Below are 17,138 nucleotides of genomic sequence, written 5' to 3' on the forward strand. Positions count from 1 at the left end.
TTAAACTCCCAACATCAGTGCAGCATTCGCCGCATTTTTTCCTGCAATACGACCAAATGTCGTTCCAATTGACATCCCCACACCTGCGGTATAACCCTGACCTAACACATTGCCAGCCATCATTTCACCTGCAACGAATAAATTTGGGCTTGGCCGATTATTGAAACGAACGGCCGCATCATCCTCCACTTTTAAACCGAGATAAGTAAAAGTGATCCCCGGACGCAGTGCGTATGCATAAAAAGGGGGGTGATTCAGCGGAACAGCCCAATGGGTTTTCGCAGGGCTTAAATTTTCAGTATGACAATTATCAAGCACAGTATGATTAAACTCACCAACGACACAGGCTTGGTTAAACTCATTCACCGTTTTCGAGAGGGTCGCCACATCTAAATTGAGCTTTGCTGCTAACTCTTCAATGCTATCTGCTTTCGTGCCTTCAAATACGGGTGGCATGAAACGTCCAACAGATTTTGAATCAATTATTGAATAGGCAATTTGATTCGGCTGCTTGGCAACTAAACGCCCCCAAATCGCATAACGTTTTGGCCAGAAGTCTTCACCTTCATCATAAAAACGTTCTGCATTTTTGTTGACGACAATCCCTAAAGATACACAGTCAATACGGGTACAAATTCCACCATCATATAAAGGAGCACGTGCATCGACAGCGACACAATGCGATTGAGATGGATCGCCAATGATATCGGCTCCTTGATCCATCATAAATTTGAGTAAGTTGCCTTGGTTGAAACGTGTACCACGTATAATAAAATTATCCGCTGGCCACTCACCATTTTCGTTTTGTCCCCAAGCTTCTTTAAGCCATGCGATGTTCGATTCAAAACCACCTGCAGCAAGAACACAAGCCGCTCCTTCAAAACGTGTACCATCTTCAGCAATAGCAGCTTTGAAAGTATTGTCGTCTAAGTCCAAGTCAACAATTTTGGTGCTATAGCGAACCTCAACACCTAAATCTTGTGCGCTTCTAAAATAGGCATTAACTAAAGCTTTTCCACCGCCCATAAAAAATGCATTAGTACGTGCGACATGCAGTGCCCCTGACAGCGGTGGTTGGAAATTCACCCCATGCTTACGCATCCAATCTCGACAAGTTGCTGTACTTCGAATCACCAAGCGTGCCAAATGTTCATTGGTCTTGCCCGCGGTAACTTTTAACAAATCCTGCCAGTACTCTTCCTCAGGATAAGCGTCCACCAAAACATCTTGTGGTGCGTCATGCATACAACGTAAATTACGAGTGTGCTGAGAGTTCCCCCCACGCCACTCTTTGGGTGCAGCTTCCAATAATAAGACAGATGCGCCTTGTTCTCTTGCTGTCAGTGCAGCACACAATGCGGCATTCCCACCGCCAATCACAATTACATCATGCATTCGATGTCTTCCCTCTCGAATTTGATGTAATTTAAGACTAAAAGTGCGAATTAACGTGATAGGCAGAATTTAAATAGGTGTTTAATAAAATTAAATAGGTTAAAAGTCTAATAACTCAGCACTTGGCCATAGTCCTTTCTGAATCAAGCTTTTAACTGTGCTTTTAATCGCCACTTTAGTTGCTAAGCTCGCGGGTGAAAGCTCTTCTTCAGCCAAACTAATTAAATAATTAATTCGATCAAGTTCTGGTTCAACCACTTTTAATAAACAAATATCCGACTTTAGATAATCAAAATGTGCACTGACAGGTTGAATGGTTGCCATGTTTAAATTGCTAACACAATTCATCAGAAGATGTAGACCATCTACTTCATAGTCAACATCTAATAATTCAACTTTTTGATCAAGAAATTTACGCAAACCATGTCTCTGACTTGGCAATACAAGTGGTAAGCGATTCACTTTTTCTAAATCAATTTTTCCTTCTAAAATACATTGTTCATAACCCTGCTCTTTTAACAAAGCACAATTGGCCATCATGAACATTTGCTCTTTCAATAAAGGTTGAACAGCCCAGTTACTATCGACATCTTTAGTAAAAATGATCGCAATATCTAGTTGCCTTGCATTGACTAAATTGGTGAGATTACCAGATAGGCTCTCGACTAAATGAATTTTTATATCGGGATAACGCTCCGACATTAGTTGCATGAAGGGAATGCCGAGTACTGATGCAATACTGGGTGAAAATCCCACACTCACATGACCTGTCAAGCGTGATGAATGCGCCGCTTCTATTGCATATTGCGCATGACGAAGTGAAAGTTGTGCCTGTTTGAAAAAAGCTAAACCTGCAGGCGTTGGAGTTACACCTGTAGAGTTACGTTGCAATAACCTTGTACACAGCTCATCTTCTAACTTTGCAATTTGCTGGCTAAGTGCTGATGTGCCCACATCTAACTTCTGCGCAGCTTTACCTAAACTTCCTGACTCAACAATCGTAATAAAGTATCTAAGTTGCTTCAGTTCCATATGCCTCCCCCTACCCATACGAATATTAAATAAGCATCGTACTTTTTCGTTTTATCAGTTTTAATTAGCAATAAAAAAGCCACTTAATATAAGTGGCTGATTTATAACAAGAATTTTGGTGGAGATGGCGGGAGTCGAACCCGCGTCCGCAAGCACTACACTCGAGATTACTACATGCTTAGATATCGTCTATTGTTTTAACCCTCAAAGACCCGACGAACAGGGTTAAGAGAGCGATCCTTTAAGTTTAGTACAACACCCCAAGGCTTGATGTTATACGGACTTGTGTGCGTGCGCTTCAGTCGGGATCTCTAACCACAAGTATTCAGAGATGCGGACAAGCTGCCCTTAGGCAGCTAGAGCGTAAGATTCGTCGTTTGCGACTATTTAAAATGCAAATTTTATTTACGAGAGAAAATGCGCTCTCGGCATGCATCTATGAGTTTCATCACCAGCGTCGAAGCCAGGAACATCCCCAAAGTACAACGCAATCATAGCATAAAAGTTTGAAAATACGACCTCTAATTTCACAACAATTACACATACACATGCGCTTATTTCAATAATTGAGATAAAATCCCTTTTTTCAAGTTCAAAATTGCATATTTTATGAGTTATTTACTTGCACTGGATCAAGGGACGACGTCAAGTCGTGCGATCATTTTTGATGAACATGGAAACGTTCATGCAACAGCTCAAAGAGAAACTAAAATACGAACCCCAAAGTCAGGCTGGGTAGAGCAAAATGCACAAGAGATTTGGAGCTCACAAATCGCAGTGGTACAGCAAGCAATTGCTGATGCGCGATTACTGCCTAAAGATATCAAAGCTTTAGGCCTAACTAATCAACGTGAAACGACAGTGATTTGGGATAAAAAAACTGGTGAACCTCTAGCCCCTGCGATTATTTGGCAAGATCGCAGAGCGAGTGATTGGTGTAATTCCCTCATTCAACAAGACTTACAAACCAAGATAAATTTCACCACAGGACTCCGCATTGATCCTTATTTCAGTGCTGGAAAATTAGTGTGGTTACTTGAAAATATTAATGGTTTAAGAGCTCGTGTGGAACAAGGCGAAGTGGCTTTTGGCACCATTGATAGTTGGTTAGTTTGGAATCTCACTCAAGGTGCTGAACACGTAATTGAGGTTTCTAATGCTTCAAGAACCATGTTAATGAATTTGCATACCCAGCAATGGGACGATGAGTTGCTCGCACTATTTAACATCCCAAAAGCAATACTACCCGAAATCGTGGCTTCTGATTGCCATATTGCCAATACAGCCAAAGGTCTCTTAGGTGCAGAAATTCCAATTACAGGGATTCTAGGTGATCAACAATCAGCCTTATTTGGTCAATCATGTTTTGACGTAGGCTCAGCAAAAAACACCTATGGTACTGGCTGCTTTATGTTATTCAATACAGGTGATCAAATTCAACTGAGTCAGAATCAGCTTCTCTCCACTTTAGCTTGGCAATGTAAAGAACACACCTCGTATGCGCTTGAAGGTAGTGTTTTTATGGCTGGTGCAATTGTACAATGGTTACGTGATGGACTTGGAATTATTCAAAGTAGCCAAGAAGTTGAACAATTGGCGTGTCAAGTTAACAGTACCGATGGTGTCGTACTTGTTCCTGCCTTTACAGGCTTAGGAGCACCTCATTGGGATACGGATGCCCGCGCATTATTATGCGGTATGTCTAGAGGGACAAATAAAGCACATATTGCGCGAGCAGCTCTCGAATCAATCGCATTTCAAGTCGCTGACGTTTTGAATGCCATGCAATCTGATATTCAAAACCCTTTAAAAGAATTACGTGTAGATGGTGGTGCGAGTCAAAATGATATGCTAATGCAATTTCAAGCCGACTTACTGAATGTTCCTGTGTTAAGACCGCAACTTTTGGAGTCAACGGCTTGGGGAGCTGCGGCAATGGCAGGTTTAACTGCAGGTGTATTTAAAAATCCGTCTGATATTGCGGCATCATGGAAATTGGAAAAAGCCTTTGAGCCAACAATGTCTGAAGATCAACGTCAATTTCATTTACATCAATGGAATAGTGCGTTAAAACGTTCAAGATCAGATGTTTAGTATAAAAAACCGCCTACAAGGGCGGTTTTTTTATAAGAGATACATAGATTTTTCAATATGCGTATGAAGCAATACCTGTTGCAATTGCTTTACCTTCATCATTCACCATATTCATGCGCATCGTACAACCTTTGCGACCCATGCGTAGGACTTCAGCAGTGGCAATAAAATACTTTCCACGCCCTGGTGATAAATAATCCACTCGCATATCCACTGTTGCTAAACGTGAAACTTTCTTTAAAGTTTCAGGCAACATATCAGGCTCTGCACGCTTGTAAAGCTCGCCCATTGCAACAATCCCGCCAATACTATCAAGTAATGTTGCCGCTACACCGCCATGCAAAATTTGGAAAGAAATATTACCAATGAGATTAGGTTTCATCTCAATATAGCCTTGGATTTCACCTTCTACGACACGCATTTGCATTTCGTTATAAGCGAAATAAGGAGAGGTATTAAATACTTGAGTGAGTTGATTTAATACCACTTCAAGATCAGGTTTAGCACCTAAATGGAGGTTACCCATCCATTTTTTTTGGGAATCGTTCATACAAAACTCAAATTAACATCATGAGAAAAAACCATCAGCATTTTCCCAAAAACCGCCTTAAGGGGGCTACAATTAGACCCAAGTAAAATACCAAACATCGAGATTGTGATGACTTATACGTTTAATCGCCCTGCTTTTCCTGCAACACGCATGCGCCGTATTCGAAAAAATGACAAACTCAGAGCGATGGTGAGAGAAACACATCTTTCTGCTGAACATCTCATTTATCCGGTATTTGTTCTACCAGGTCAAAATCAAACCCAAGAAATACCTAGTATGCCAAATATTCACCGTCTTTCAGCTGATTTGTTGTTAAACAAAGCTGAAAAACTTTTAGAATTAGGTGTATCTAAATTAGCTTTATTCCCAGTTACCCCACAAGAAGACAAAAGTTTAACTGCTGAAGCAGCATGGAGAGATGATGGTTTAGTTCAAAGCACTGTCCGTCTTCTAAAAAAAGAATTACCAGAAATGGTACTCATCACTGATGGCGCTTTAGACCCTTATACAACACATGGTCAGGATGGCATCATCGATGAAACAGGTTATGTCCTGAATGATGAAACTGTTGAGTGTCTGATTAAACAAGGTTTAAGCCATGCAGAAGCAGGAGCCGATGTTTTCGCACCGAGTGATATGATGGATGGTCGTATTGCTGCGATTCGTCAAGCATTTGAAGCAAATGGTCATATTTATACCAATATCATGGCTTATTCTGCCAAATATGCATCAAGCTTCTATGGTCCTTTCCGTGATGCAGTGGGTTCAGCATCTAATTTAAAAGGTGGTAATAAGTATAACTACCAAATGGATGTAGGAAACCGAGCTGAAGCTCTTCACGAAATTGCACTAGATATTCAAGAAGGTGCAGACATGGTGATCGTAAAACCAGGGATGCCATATCTAGATATTGTACGTGAAGTTAAAGACACATTTGGCATTCCAACATTTGTTTATCAAGTGAGTGGTGAATATGCCATGTTGGCAGCAGCAATCCAAAACGGCTGGCTTTCTGAAAGTGTGATTTTAGAATCATTGATGAGCTGTCGTCGTGCTGGTGCAGATGGAATTTGGACCTATTTTGCTGAAGATGCTGCAAAAATGCTTAAAGATCTGTAATACACTATTGAATCAAAAGCGCTTTTCCATAAAGCGCTTTTTTTCTACTAAAATCATCATCATTGTATTCGAGACCCAACTTTTAACTCACTCATTTAACATCTTACATCTCATCGATCTCTTTACATCATTGAGATTATTTGCACGATTAGAGCTTGAATATGGTCTAATACACCCCATCATTATGAAGGTGGATAAAAATGCACGTTGCCATCATTGGATGTGGAATTAGCGGCTTACTAACAGCGCTTGAATTACTCGAACAAGGTTGTGAAATTACCCTCATTGATCAAAAACAAGCAGCTAAAGCTGCATCTTGGGCAGGTGGTGGTATTTTGTCACCTATGTATCCTTGGCGTTATCCCAAAGCAGTCAATCAATTGGCACAACATGGTAAATCGTTATATCAATCTTGGAATCAAAAAATTCAACCATTGAGTGGCATTGATTTCGAAATTCACGATTCAGGCATGTTAATTTTTGATGAAGATGATTTTGAGATTGGACTCAGTTATAAGGCGCAATATAACGAGCCGATGCAGCATTGCGATTTACTCGACGAGACTCAATTAAGAAATCTGAATCCACGAGTTTCTAATACTTTCAAGCAGGCTTTGCATTTTCCACAATTGTCTAATGTTCGTAATCCTCGTCTTTTAAAGTCTATTCTGACTTATCTTAAATCACATTCAAAAGTAAAGATTATCGAGCATAAGTGGGTAGAAAAATTACTGATTCAAAATCAGCAAGTGCAATCCATTGTTCTGCATGATCAACATCAAATTAAAGCTGATCAGTATGTTATCGCTACTGGAGCTTGGTCGGCACATTGGGCATCACAACTCGATTTCAATATCCCTGTTCAACCTGTTCAGGGGCAGATGAGCCTATTCAAAACCCCTGAAAACTGGCTACCCACGATGTGTATGTACAATGTCATGTATATGATTCCACGTCGAGATGGCCATATCGTCTGTGGTTCCAGTATGGCGGAATTAGGTTTTGAACATCGCCCAAATTTGAAAACACAACAATCCATTTACCAAGCATGCATTCAACTCATACCTGAACTTAAAAATTTCCCGATTGTGCAACAATGGGCAGGCTTGAGACCTAGCTCACCTGATGGAATTCCATATATCGGTTTAATGCCTGAAATGAAAAACTTATGGGCGAATTTTGGTCATTTTAGAAATGGTTTATGCATGGGGCCAGCTGCAGCGCAGTTACTACGACAACTCATGCTGAATCAGACCACCCTCGTTGATCCTAGACCCTATGACCCATCTTTGAAGTTTCAAGTTTAATGTGATGGAAGTAGTTGCTCCAACGCCATTTTGAGTTCTGGATACTGAAATGTATAACCTGCTTGAATAAGTGCTTCTGGTATAACGTATTGTCCATTTAAAACCAATTGAGACTGCTCACCTAACATGATTTTAAACAATGAATCAGGCAGACTTAAAAGCGGTTTCTTGTTTAAAATTTTTGCTGCGGTGCGAACAAAATACACCTGATTCGTTTGTTCAGGAGCAACGAAATTAAAAACTTCTTTTGGTGTGTCATTCAACATCAGAAATTCAATCGCCTGAATCACGTCCTGAATATGAATCCATGCTAAGGGCTGCTGACCTGAACCAATTTTACCTACCAGATTAAATCGAATCGGTAAGAGTAATTGTTGTAAAATTCCTCCGCCATGCCCAAACACCACGCCTAAACGAATGACCTTAATATCAAACTGATTTTTGTGTTGGAGAGCCGACCTCTCCCACTCTTGGCAAAGTTCGGACATAAAGATCGGTTGAGATAATCCCTGCTCATTGTTTTTTTCTGACCATTCTTGATCAGGATCAATACCATAATATCCTACAGCAGAACCAGAAATAATTCGCTTGGGATGTTGCTGATGGGTCAGCAGATAATGTAATAATGCATCGGTCGTATTCACTCGGCTGTCGATGAGTTTTTGTTTTCGCCTTTGCGTCCAGCGACCATCACCAATACTTTCACCCGCTAAGTTAATAACATAGTCAATTTGAGCGTGTTGGATATCATCGAAAGATTGAACCCATGTCAAACGTGGATGCTTCATTTTTGGATTGGACTGTCGGCTTAAACCAATCACTTGATAATCTTGATCTAGCAAATATGCAACCAAATAAGATCCAATAAAACCTGTTGCACCAGTAACCAAAACGCAAGGATGATACATAGAAATACTCTTATGATCTGATCTCTCTATCATGGTGAAAGATGCCTTTGAGCTCAATTCATGATTACTTATTTACCACCAATTTATTCGCCATGCGCTTCGCTTGTGGACCATAAAACCAAAAGGTAATTAAATATAATGGTATCGCTAGCATCAAAATCATAATTACACTGAGACTTAAGAAACTGGAATTTTGGACATAGAGTAAAAAGTTCTGCCAAATTTCAGGGTCTTTTCTCGAAAAAAATAAAATACTTAAAAAAACACCAAGAAAGTTATAGCCCCAAAAGATCAACGTAAAACCTAATGTGAATTTTTTACGTTCTTGATCCGAAGGTGCACGTTGTTGTTGATCAATAAATTTATATAAAACAACTATCATCGCTATTAAATATGGAAGTGCAGTGACTATTCCTGCAATTGCCGAAGGCAATAACGCTGCCAAAATACCTGCAACCAGCGTTAATCCTAAGCAAAGTAAAAAGAACCATAAAAAATATTTTATTAAAGAAACCATAACTCTCAGACGCAATAAATTCCTGTCACAAAGCATAACCGAAAATAAATCAAATATTTTTAATTTTCTTGTCAACCGAATCACAACCTTATGCGTTATATAAGGTACAAGGTCAGTAGCAACCGCGTAGTCATTGCACCGGCATCCGCAATGATACACGGTGACCTTATACCCCAATGAGACCTATAAATCATGCTTCTTGCAGAAAAATTTAGTTTAGCAGCCTAAATTTGTATGACTGAAGTATTTTGGCCGACGATTTCACATCACTCGAATCGTCGGCTTTATTTTTGAAATTTATAAATTTTCTAAATATACTTTTATCTATAAAGATGAGATAACAATCAGAATAAATCCTAGCACCAATGTATAAAGAAAAAATTAAACATAAAATTAGTCTAAAAAAACGTCTAAATTTTAAATCAGACTTTTGGGATGTATTGAATTATCCATTCACTCGCTTTCTTATCAATATCGTATTAGTTTGCTATTGCTTTGTTTTTATTAAAGCGTTTATTAATCATCAATTTCACATACCGCTTACAATCATCAGTTTACTCTGTGGTGTTTTTTATCAAAGTTATCAAATCATTAGAAACAAAGAAAAAATCTTAATTTATTCAATTTTAAGCCTATTTTTGAGTGCACTTTCATTTATTTCTATACAGAGTAATAGCTCGAATCCATTAATAATTTGGGTCTATTTCTATCTTGGTGCTTACTTAATAGTTTTTTCTCTAGAGCATCATCAGAGTTTAACCACACCTTTTGGTGAAGGGCTTAGTTTTTTATTCGCACTTGGAATTTGCTATTGGTTTTTCGAAAAACAGATGCTTGGTGTTGATACAGTATTATCGACATTCATCACAATAATCTTGTTAATATTTTTACTCTATTCGATTTTACATGCCTTTTTTGAAATTAAGCATCATCATTTAAGCCGTTTTCTACTGAGTTTCTTTACTTGTTGTTCAATTTTAATTTTGTCTATTGATCAAATTATAGAACTTTATTCACAGGGCGATATTACATCTGAGCATCGTTGGGTTGAGCGTTTAATTTTATTATTTCGATATTTTTTACTCGGTTTATCGTCTTTATATCTTTTTCAAAACTTAATGCTGCTTCTCAGCTATTTTCCCAATAAATACACGCGTTCTTATTTTTCAGATGTCAAACAAAATACGCTGATCCATATCAAACGTTTTTCAGAAGATCAAATTTCTAAAACAGAAGCTTGGTTTGCACTCATTTTTACGGTTTCAGTCTATTCTTTAAATTATATCTATCAAATAATTCCCATCAATATGAGTATTTGGCTAAGCATTCTATTGGTACCCTTAGTCATCCAATCTTTTTTTAATTATAAAATAGATCATTCGTCAACAGCAGCTAAACAGCATGTATCCTCGCCTCATAAGCAAATCTCGATCAACTCGAGAATCAAAAATAGAAACAAGAGAAAAAGACGAAAAAAGAGTAAATCGAATAAAAAATAGCGATTAAAAGCTGTCTTATAGAGATGTTAAAAATTTCGATGTTTTAAAGTCCGATATTGGATAAGATGACAATTGAGATGTTTTGGGGTTCGGTAATGGCAGTGCGTTTTTTTCATACTTCAGATTGGCATTTGGGGCAATTTTTTCACAATCATGATCGTGACTATGAACACACGCAGTTTTTAAACTGGCTACTTGCACAAATTCAACAAAAACAACCGAATGCCCTGCTGATTGCCGGTGATATTTTTGATGTGGTCAATCCTGCATCATCTGCACAAAAACAGTTATACCAGTTTCTCACCGATGCCCATGCCATTGCCCCGCATATGCAAACCTTAATGATCGCAGGTAATCATGATTCCGGTTACCGCATTGAACAGGTTGAACCTTTTTTAGCGAAATTCAATGCCAAAGCGGTCGGTATTATTGGCAAACAGGATGGTGAATTTGACCTCGATCGTTTGTTGGTACCTATTTATGATGCTGATAAAAATATCGTTGCTTGGTGCTTAACCCTGCCTTATTTACGCAGTGCCGAAATTACAGGCTTAAATGAAAACACCACCAACAGCCAAAATGCGATTGCCTATTTACACCAACAACTTATTGCGGAAGCTAAAGCGCGTAAACAACCCAATCAAGCCTTAATTTTGATGTCACATGCCCATATGCAAGGCGGTGAAACCTCAGATTCCGAACGTCCAATTGTGATTGGTAACGAAGAGGCTTTATCCACTGCATTATTTGATGATGTGATTGATTATGTGGCACTCGGTCATTTGCATAAACCGCAAAAAGTTGGACAGGAACATATTCGCTACAGTGGCTCACCTATTCCACTGTCTTTTAGTGAACGCAACTATAAACATCAAGTGGTTGAAGTCACCATTGACCCCGAAGCTGATGAACAAAATCATTGTCAATATCAAGCGCACATTATTCCACGTACCGTGGATTTGATTCGAATTCGTGGACCCTTGTCTGAATTAATCACTACGGTACATGCCCTGCCAAAAGGCGAAATTGACAATCTCAATGCACGACATTTTCTAGAGATTGAATATACGACAGATGCCCCACCGCCTGTAGACTTACGTCAGCAGATTGAACTGGCACTGCCACCAAATCGTTATCGTTTACTGCGTATAGCTCGAATTTATCAAAAAGCAACGGAGCAAAACGATGAAAGTCACAAAGTCGATTTAGCGCCCCCCACCCCTGAAAAATTATTTTTAAGCTTGTGGGAAAAAATGGGCTATGAGCAGGATGAATCGGTGAAGCGTGATTTCTTAACTTTGCTTGAAGCGGCACAACACGATTTGGATCAAAAAGCGCACTAAGGACAGGTCATGAAAATTATTCGACTCAGTTTAAACAACTTGGCCTCTTTAGCCGGTGAACAACATATCCATTTTGAACAAGCGCCATTGGCTCAAGCAGGTCTGATTGCCATTACTGGTAAAACAGGTGCAGGAAAATCGACGCTGCTCGATGCCATGTGTTTAGCTTTGTACGATGAAATCCCACGTTTACGTGGCGCAGCTGGCAGCATGAAAGATGTAGGCGGTAAAGACATTTCAATTAAAGATTCGAAGAATATTCTGCGTCGTGGTACCACCGCTGGTTTTGCTGAACTTGAATTTCTTGCCCTTGATGGTAAACGCTATTTGGCGCGGTGGGACATTAGCCGTGCGCGTAAAAAAGTTGATGGCAATTTAAAAGTCGAGCGCTTTGTTCAATGTTTAGATGATGGCGCGACCTTAACGCAAAAAATCTCGGAAGTGACGCCACTGATTGAAAAGCTGATTGGTCTCAGTTTTGAGCAATTTACCCGTGCAGTCCTGTTAGCACAGTCTGAAGTGGGGGCATTTTTAAAAGCCAAAGACTATGAACGTGCAGATTTACTCGAATATTTAACCAATTCGCAAATTTTTAGTGAAGTCAGTAAAAAAGCCGCTGATAAATTTAGTGAAATTAAACAGCAACGTACTGATTTAGAAAAGCAACTCGGTCATATTGATATTCTGAGTGAAGAACAACTTGCAGCCTTAAATCAACGACATCAGCAGTTAAAACAACAACTCGTACATTTGGCACAATCAGAAAAGCTGCTTGAAAATGAACGTAAATGGTATCTTGAGCGTGATCAATTGTATGCTGAAGTCCATGGCAAAAAAGAGATTTATGAAGTTCAGCTTGATGCCGTAAATAAATCTGCAGCACAACAACAATTGCTACAACAGCTTGATGCATTTCAAGCCATTCGTGAACAATATGTACAGCGTGCACGTTTAGAACCACAAAAACTTGAGGTGCAACAAAAACAACTGGCCTTTCAAGCTGAGTTTGTCTCTTTACAACAACAAGCTACTACTGAACAACAGCGCTTAAAAGCCTATGAACATGCCCAAGCGCAATTTGAGCAGCAACGTTTGGATATTAAGCCTCATCTTGAACAAGGCTTAAAGTTGGATCATGACATTCACAGTATTTCTGAACAGTATAAAAAACTCAGTGCAGATAAAGATCAGCTTGTTCTCAATGAATTAGTACCGTCAAAACATGCTGTGGAACAACAACAGACCAGCGTATTGGCTTGGCAAAACAAACAGCAGCAAATCAACTTTGAGTTAACCCAAAGCCAATTTTTACAATGCTATGACCAAGAACCACAAAGTACTTTGCAGGCGCTACAACACTATGTAGAGCAATATCATTTGCTTCATCAACAAGAGCCAGAACTATTACAACAATCCTTTGCAACTTTAGAACAGCAACAGCAAACCTATGTACAACGTCTGCAAAGCTATGTGGCTCAACATGAAAGTCTTGACGCTTTGACACAATCGCTAAAAAACATCCAACAACAGCGTGAACAGCAGCAAAGTACTGTATTACGACTGCAACATCAGCAGCAGCAGCTAGATCAAGTCATTAACCATATCAGCGAAACACACGACCTGACAAGCTCAATCGCTGAACAACAAAAGCAACTGCAGATTATTCAACAGACCCTTGAAAAACGCCTGAGCGAAAAAGCCACACAAGAAGCTGCTTATACTCAACTACAAAGCATCTTGGAGGCACAGCGTCTATTACATAGCGAAAACGTGCAGCATTTACGTGAACAGCTAAAAGCCAATCAACCATGTATGGTCTGTGGTAGCCATGAACATCCGTTTTTAGACCATCATCAACGCTTAGAACAAGGTTTATTGCAACTACACGAGCACCAATTGCAAGAGGCTCGTCAACAATTGGAACAGGTCAATCGTGAGGTACAGCAAGCACAGATTGAGCAATCCAAAGTACAGACCTTACTTGAACAGCAACAACAGCGTATGGAACAGCTCACGCAATTCACTCAGCAACAGCTCGAGCATATTCAAGCAGCATTACAACAACTGGGTTTAGATCTCGACACGGCAGACCCGATTCAGTTACAGCAGCGCATAATGCAGCAGATCGAAACACTGCAATCGCATATCGAACAACAACAGGCACAAGAACAACAACTTGGTCAATTGCTTGAGCAATGGCGTAAGGAGCAACAGCAACAACAGCAATTACAATTGAATATTCAACGTCGTGTGCAACTTGATCAAGGTATTCAACCCATTGTGCAGTTACTGCCTGCTCGCTATCAGCAAGACATGCCAATACATTGGGTTGCTGAATTACAACAGCAGCTACAGCAACGTGTTGCATTGCTCACCATGCAAAAACAGGTAGAGACATCACTGCTGCAAGCACAGCAGGAACTTGAAAAAATGACGCTGCGCTTTGAAGCAGCGCAAAAGCACGAACAACACCTGACTCACCAGATTGAACAACTGATTGAGCAAGGCAAAATGTTACGCTCGAAACTTGCGGAACTGACCCAAGACTATGCCGGTCAAAGCTACCGTTATGCTGCGGATTGGCAAAAACATTTAGAGGAAACTGCTATCGCCCATGCCAATGAGGTTCATGCACAACGCAGTAAAACTGCACATGCTGAACAACAGCTGAATGCAGCCAATTTACAACAGCAGCAGTTGCTCAGTGATTTACATCATATTGAACAGGCATTACAGCAAGTACAACAGGCTATTCAGCAATGGCAACTGAGCCATCCGACCGTGACCACAGATCAAATCACGACATGGTTAAGCATTGATTTAGCCCAACATCAACAAATACGCCATGAGTTAAATACGCAGCGACAACTTTTAGAGAATGCCAAAACCGCTTGGCAAGTTTTAGAAGAACGTTATCAAGCCCATTTAAAACATCAGCCTGAACATGATCTCAGCATGCTCGAGCAGCAACTTGCGAACTTGCAAATGGAAAAGCTCGCTCAACAAGAAGCACTCACTGATACAGAAACTCAATTACGTATGAATGCTGCCAATCAAGCCAACTATGCTAAGTATCAAAGCCAAATAGAACAAATCAAGGCGGAAGAATATCGTTGGGGACGTATCTACGATTTGATTGGGCATAAGGAAGGCACCAAGTTTAAAAAGATTGCTCAAGAGCATCATTTAGATATTTTGGTGGAATATGCCAATCAGCAATTACAGCCGCTTGCGCCACGTTATCAGTTGCATCGTATTCCTGACAGTTTAAGTTTGGCCATTATTGACCTAGATATGAACAGCGAAGTTCGACCTGTGTTGTCCTTATCAGGTGGTGAAACTTTCTTAGTGTCTTTAGCCCTTGCTTTAGCGATTGCTAACATGGCATCAGGTTCAATGAAACTTGAATCACTGTTTATTGATGAAGGCTTTGGCACGCTCGATCCTGCATCACTACATATGGTGATGAATGCCTTAGATCATTTACAAAGTCAGGGACGTAAAGTGGTGTTGATCTCGCATGTACAGGAAATGCATGAACGCATTCCAGTACAGATTCAGGTCAAACCTGTAGGTGCAGGTGCCAGTACCATTAATATTGTCGGTTAATGATTAATGATAAAAAGTTGAAGCCGTCAAATGACGGCTTTAATCTAAGCCAGTTTTCTTAAAGTTAAAATTTGCTCAGCTCGTCCAAAAGGTCCGTTCAGATCATGAAGAATAGATGAAGTTAACCCGATACCGTCATCACCATATTGTTGCACTGTTTCCAGACCTAGCCACTTACCTATTGGCATACGATAGAGATGTATCTGTAAATCTAAATTTGGAAAAGTATAGTTAAACGGCCAACCTTGTCGTGTGACAATTCCATTCGCTGTATCGACCATTCCCATCAACTTCACAAAGTCTGAATGTATTTGTCCTTCAACCATGTCATAAGGATTGGTTAGCCATACAATGCCCTTGCCTGCCCGTCGATCTAAACGGCGTGCCTCAAGTGATTGAATATAGCCTCCAGGCCAGTTTCTAATTTCTTCCCATAAGATCCCCTCGTCAGGATCAGCAACTTTTTGATCTTCTAATCCTGCGACTGCCTGAGTATCACTCATCATCATTCGCCAAGTACGTGCCTGAATACAGCTTTTACCATGTGCAGACATGGTCGACTCGATCAATTCAATGGTTTTTCCAGGTCGAATAATTCGAGTTTCAATTTGAAACTCCCCAGCGGGTATCAGGCCCAAAATATCTAAACTTATACGTCCAATCCGTAGGTCAGACCGAGCAGAAAAGTGATCCAACTCTGCACAAATAATCCCTGTTGCGGGCGCCATATGCTGTTCGTGCGCATTCCATGCACCTTGAGCATGTATAGTCGACTTATACTTAGCCAGTACTGATCCATCATCACACACTTTTCGTTCTAAAAGCTGATAATACGAACTCATCCAATTCTTCCCTGTTTTATGATTATGTGAAATATATTGGTTTATTTTTATACATAAAAAGTTGTATTTACAATGACAGCGACTGAACCCGAAAGTTCAGTGCAGACTGAATCCAATCATTTTGAGTAATCTCGCGCCCCAAATAAGGCCGTCCCTATGCGAACCATAGTCGATCCAGCGCTAATCGCATCTTGTAAATCACCCGACATTCCCATACTCAAGGTATCCCAATCAGAAGGATGTGCATGATGCTCTTTCATCTGATCAAAAAGTGTCTTGGCATCATAGAGTGCATCTACATTGCCAGGTGCTGGAATGACCATTAACCCTCGTAATCGAAGTCGAGGTAATATGCTCATTTGAGCAACCAGATCTTCGACCTCTGAAACTGCACAACCATCTTTGCTTTCTTGAGCATCAATATTCACTTGAAGACAAATATTGATAGGCTCCTGTTCGATTGTGCGTTGATTAGAGAGTCGCTCTGCGATAATAAAGCGATCAACCCCATGCACCCATGCAAATTGTTCAGCCAACTGTTTGGTTTTATTGCGTTGTACATGACCTATAAAATGCCATTCGATGTCTAAATCATTCAGCGCTTTGATTTTATCTAATGCTTCTTGCAGGTAATTCTCACCAAATGCTCGTTGACCAGTCTGATACATTTCTCTCAAAATATCCGCTGGATGCGTTTTGGAAACAGCAAGGAGTTTAACCTCGTTAGATTGTCGTTGAGCAACTTCACAGGCTTGTTCAATTTGTTGAATGACACTATTTCTCGCTTGCTCTAGACTCATCATGTATAGCTATCTCAGTTAATTTATCTTTTTTTACTTTCTTGCACGCTAACTGTTGGTTAAGCTGTAGGAAAGCCTTATTATTCTATCAAAATAATTACGATTTTAATGCGTTCGGGGAAT

Annotated in this window: 13 protein-coding genes and 1 other RNA gene; 6 read left to right on the top strand and 8 right to left on the bottom strand. The window is 40.0% G+C overall.

What is annotated here, in order from left to right:
* From tcuA to ssrA, 3 genes are all read right to left on the bottom strand, one after another.
* The gene (gene tcuA, locus AC1M9H_RS12810; protein WP_481613540.1) at nucleotides 1-1,395 is read right to left on the bottom strand and encodes an FAD-dependent tricarballylate dehydrogenase TcuA; all 1,395 of its coding nucleotides are present in this window, start codon (nucleotides 1,393-1,395) and stop codon (nucleotides 1-3) included.
* A gap of 99 nt (nucleotides 1,396-1,494) precedes the next feature.
* Entirely contained in the window at nucleotides 1,495-2,427 is a 933-nt protein-coding gene (locus tag AC1M9H_RS12815) for a LysR family transcriptional regulator (RefSeq protein ID WP_481596554.1), read from the bottom strand.
* A 116-nt stretch (nucleotides 2,428-2,543) separates the two neighbouring features.
* Nucleotides 2,544-2,904: a transfer-messenger RNA gene (gene ssrA / locus AC1M9H_RS12820) on the bottom strand.
* Between the two features lie 132 nt (nucleotides 2,905-3,036).
* Between ssrA and glpK the strand changes: the two genes are divergently transcribed.
* On the top strand, nucleotides 3,037-4,521 hold the full coding sequence (gene glpK, locus AC1M9H_RS12825; protein WP_481613541.1) for a glycerol kinase GlpK: 1,485 nt from the start codon (nucleotides 3,037-3,039) through the stop codon (nucleotides 4,519-4,521).
* 52 nt (nucleotides 4,522-4,573) lie between these two features.
* Here the strand turns inward: glpK and AC1M9H_RS12830 are convergent, their stop codons facing one another.
* Nucleotides 4,574-5,071, bottom strand: coding sequence for a thioesterase family protein (locus AC1M9H_RS12830; RefSeq protein WP_035266285.1), 498 nt, complete (start codon nucleotides 5,069-5,071; stop codon nucleotides 4,574-4,576).
* A gap of 108 nt (nucleotides 5,072-5,179) precedes the next feature.
* Between AC1M9H_RS12830 and hemB the strand changes: the two genes are divergently transcribed.
* Entirely contained in the window at nucleotides 5,180-6,190 is a 1,011-nt protein-coding gene (gene hemB, locus AC1M9H_RS12835) for a porphobilinogen synthase (RefSeq protein WP_180000234.1), read from the top strand.
* Between the two features lie 200 nt (nucleotides 6,191-6,390).
* The gene (thiO, locus tag AC1M9H_RS12840; protein ID WP_481613542.1) at nucleotides 6,391-7,497 is read left to right on the top strand and encodes a glycine oxidase ThiO; all 1,107 of its coding nucleotides are present in this window, start codon (nucleotides 6,391-6,393) and stop codon (nucleotides 7,495-7,497) included.
* Here thiO and AC1M9H_RS12845 read toward each other — a convergent pair.
* Nucleotides 7,494-8,405, bottom strand: coding sequence for a TIGR01777 family oxidoreductase (locus AC1M9H_RS12845; RefSeq protein WP_481613543.1), 912 nt, complete (start codon nucleotides 8,403-8,405; stop codon nucleotides 7,494-7,496). The genes thiO and AC1M9H_RS12845 overlap by 4 nt on opposite strands.
* Before the next feature lie 64 nt (nucleotides 8,406-8,469).
* Entirely contained in the window at nucleotides 8,470-8,922 is a 453-nt protein-coding gene (locus AC1M9H_RS12850) for an ABZJ_00895 family protein (protein ID WP_481613551.1), read from the bottom strand.
* 365 nt (nucleotides 8,923-9,287) lie between these two features.
* Between AC1M9H_RS12850 and AC1M9H_RS12855 the strand changes: the two genes are divergently transcribed.
* The 3 genes from AC1M9H_RS12855 to AC1M9H_RS12865 all read left to right on the top strand — a co-directional run bounded on the left by AC1M9H_RS12855 (nucleotide 9,288) and on the right by AC1M9H_RS12865 (nucleotide 15,373).
* Nucleotides 9,288-10,421, top strand: a complete 1,134-nt coding sequence (locus AC1M9H_RS12855; protein ID WP_481613544.1) for a hypothetical protein — start codon at nucleotides 9,288-9,290, stop codon at nucleotides 10,419-10,421.
* Between the two features lie 95 nt (nucleotides 10,422-10,516).
* A complete protein-coding gene (locus AC1M9H_RS12860) occupies nucleotides 10,517-11,764 on the top strand; it encodes an exonuclease SbcCD subunit D C-terminal domain-containing protein (RefSeq protein WP_035267472.1) in 1,248 nt (415 codons plus the stop codon).
* 9 nt (nucleotides 11,765-11,773) lie between these two features.
* Nucleotides 11,774-15,373, top strand: a complete 3,600-nt coding sequence (locus AC1M9H_RS12865) for an AAA family ATPase (protein WP_481613545.1) — start codon at nucleotides 11,774-11,776, stop codon at nucleotides 15,371-15,373.
* Between the two features lie 44 nt (nucleotides 15,374-15,417).
* Here AC1M9H_RS12865 and AC1M9H_RS12870 read toward each other — a convergent pair whose 3' ends face one another.
* Complete coding sequence (locus AC1M9H_RS12870; protein ID WP_180028750.1) at nucleotides 15,418-16,215, bottom strand: thioesterase family protein; 798 nt, start codon at nucleotides 16,213-16,215, stop codon at nucleotides 15,418-15,420.
* Between the two features lie 116 nt (nucleotides 16,216-16,331).
* Entirely contained in the window at nucleotides 16,332-17,018 is a 687-nt protein-coding gene (locus AC1M9H_RS12875) for a YggS family pyridoxal phosphate-dependent enzyme (RefSeq protein WP_035267462.1), read from the bottom strand.
* Nucleotides 17,019-17,138: the final 120 nt, after the last annotated feature.

Source organism: Acinetobacter sp. ANC_7512 (genome assembly GCF_056779935.1).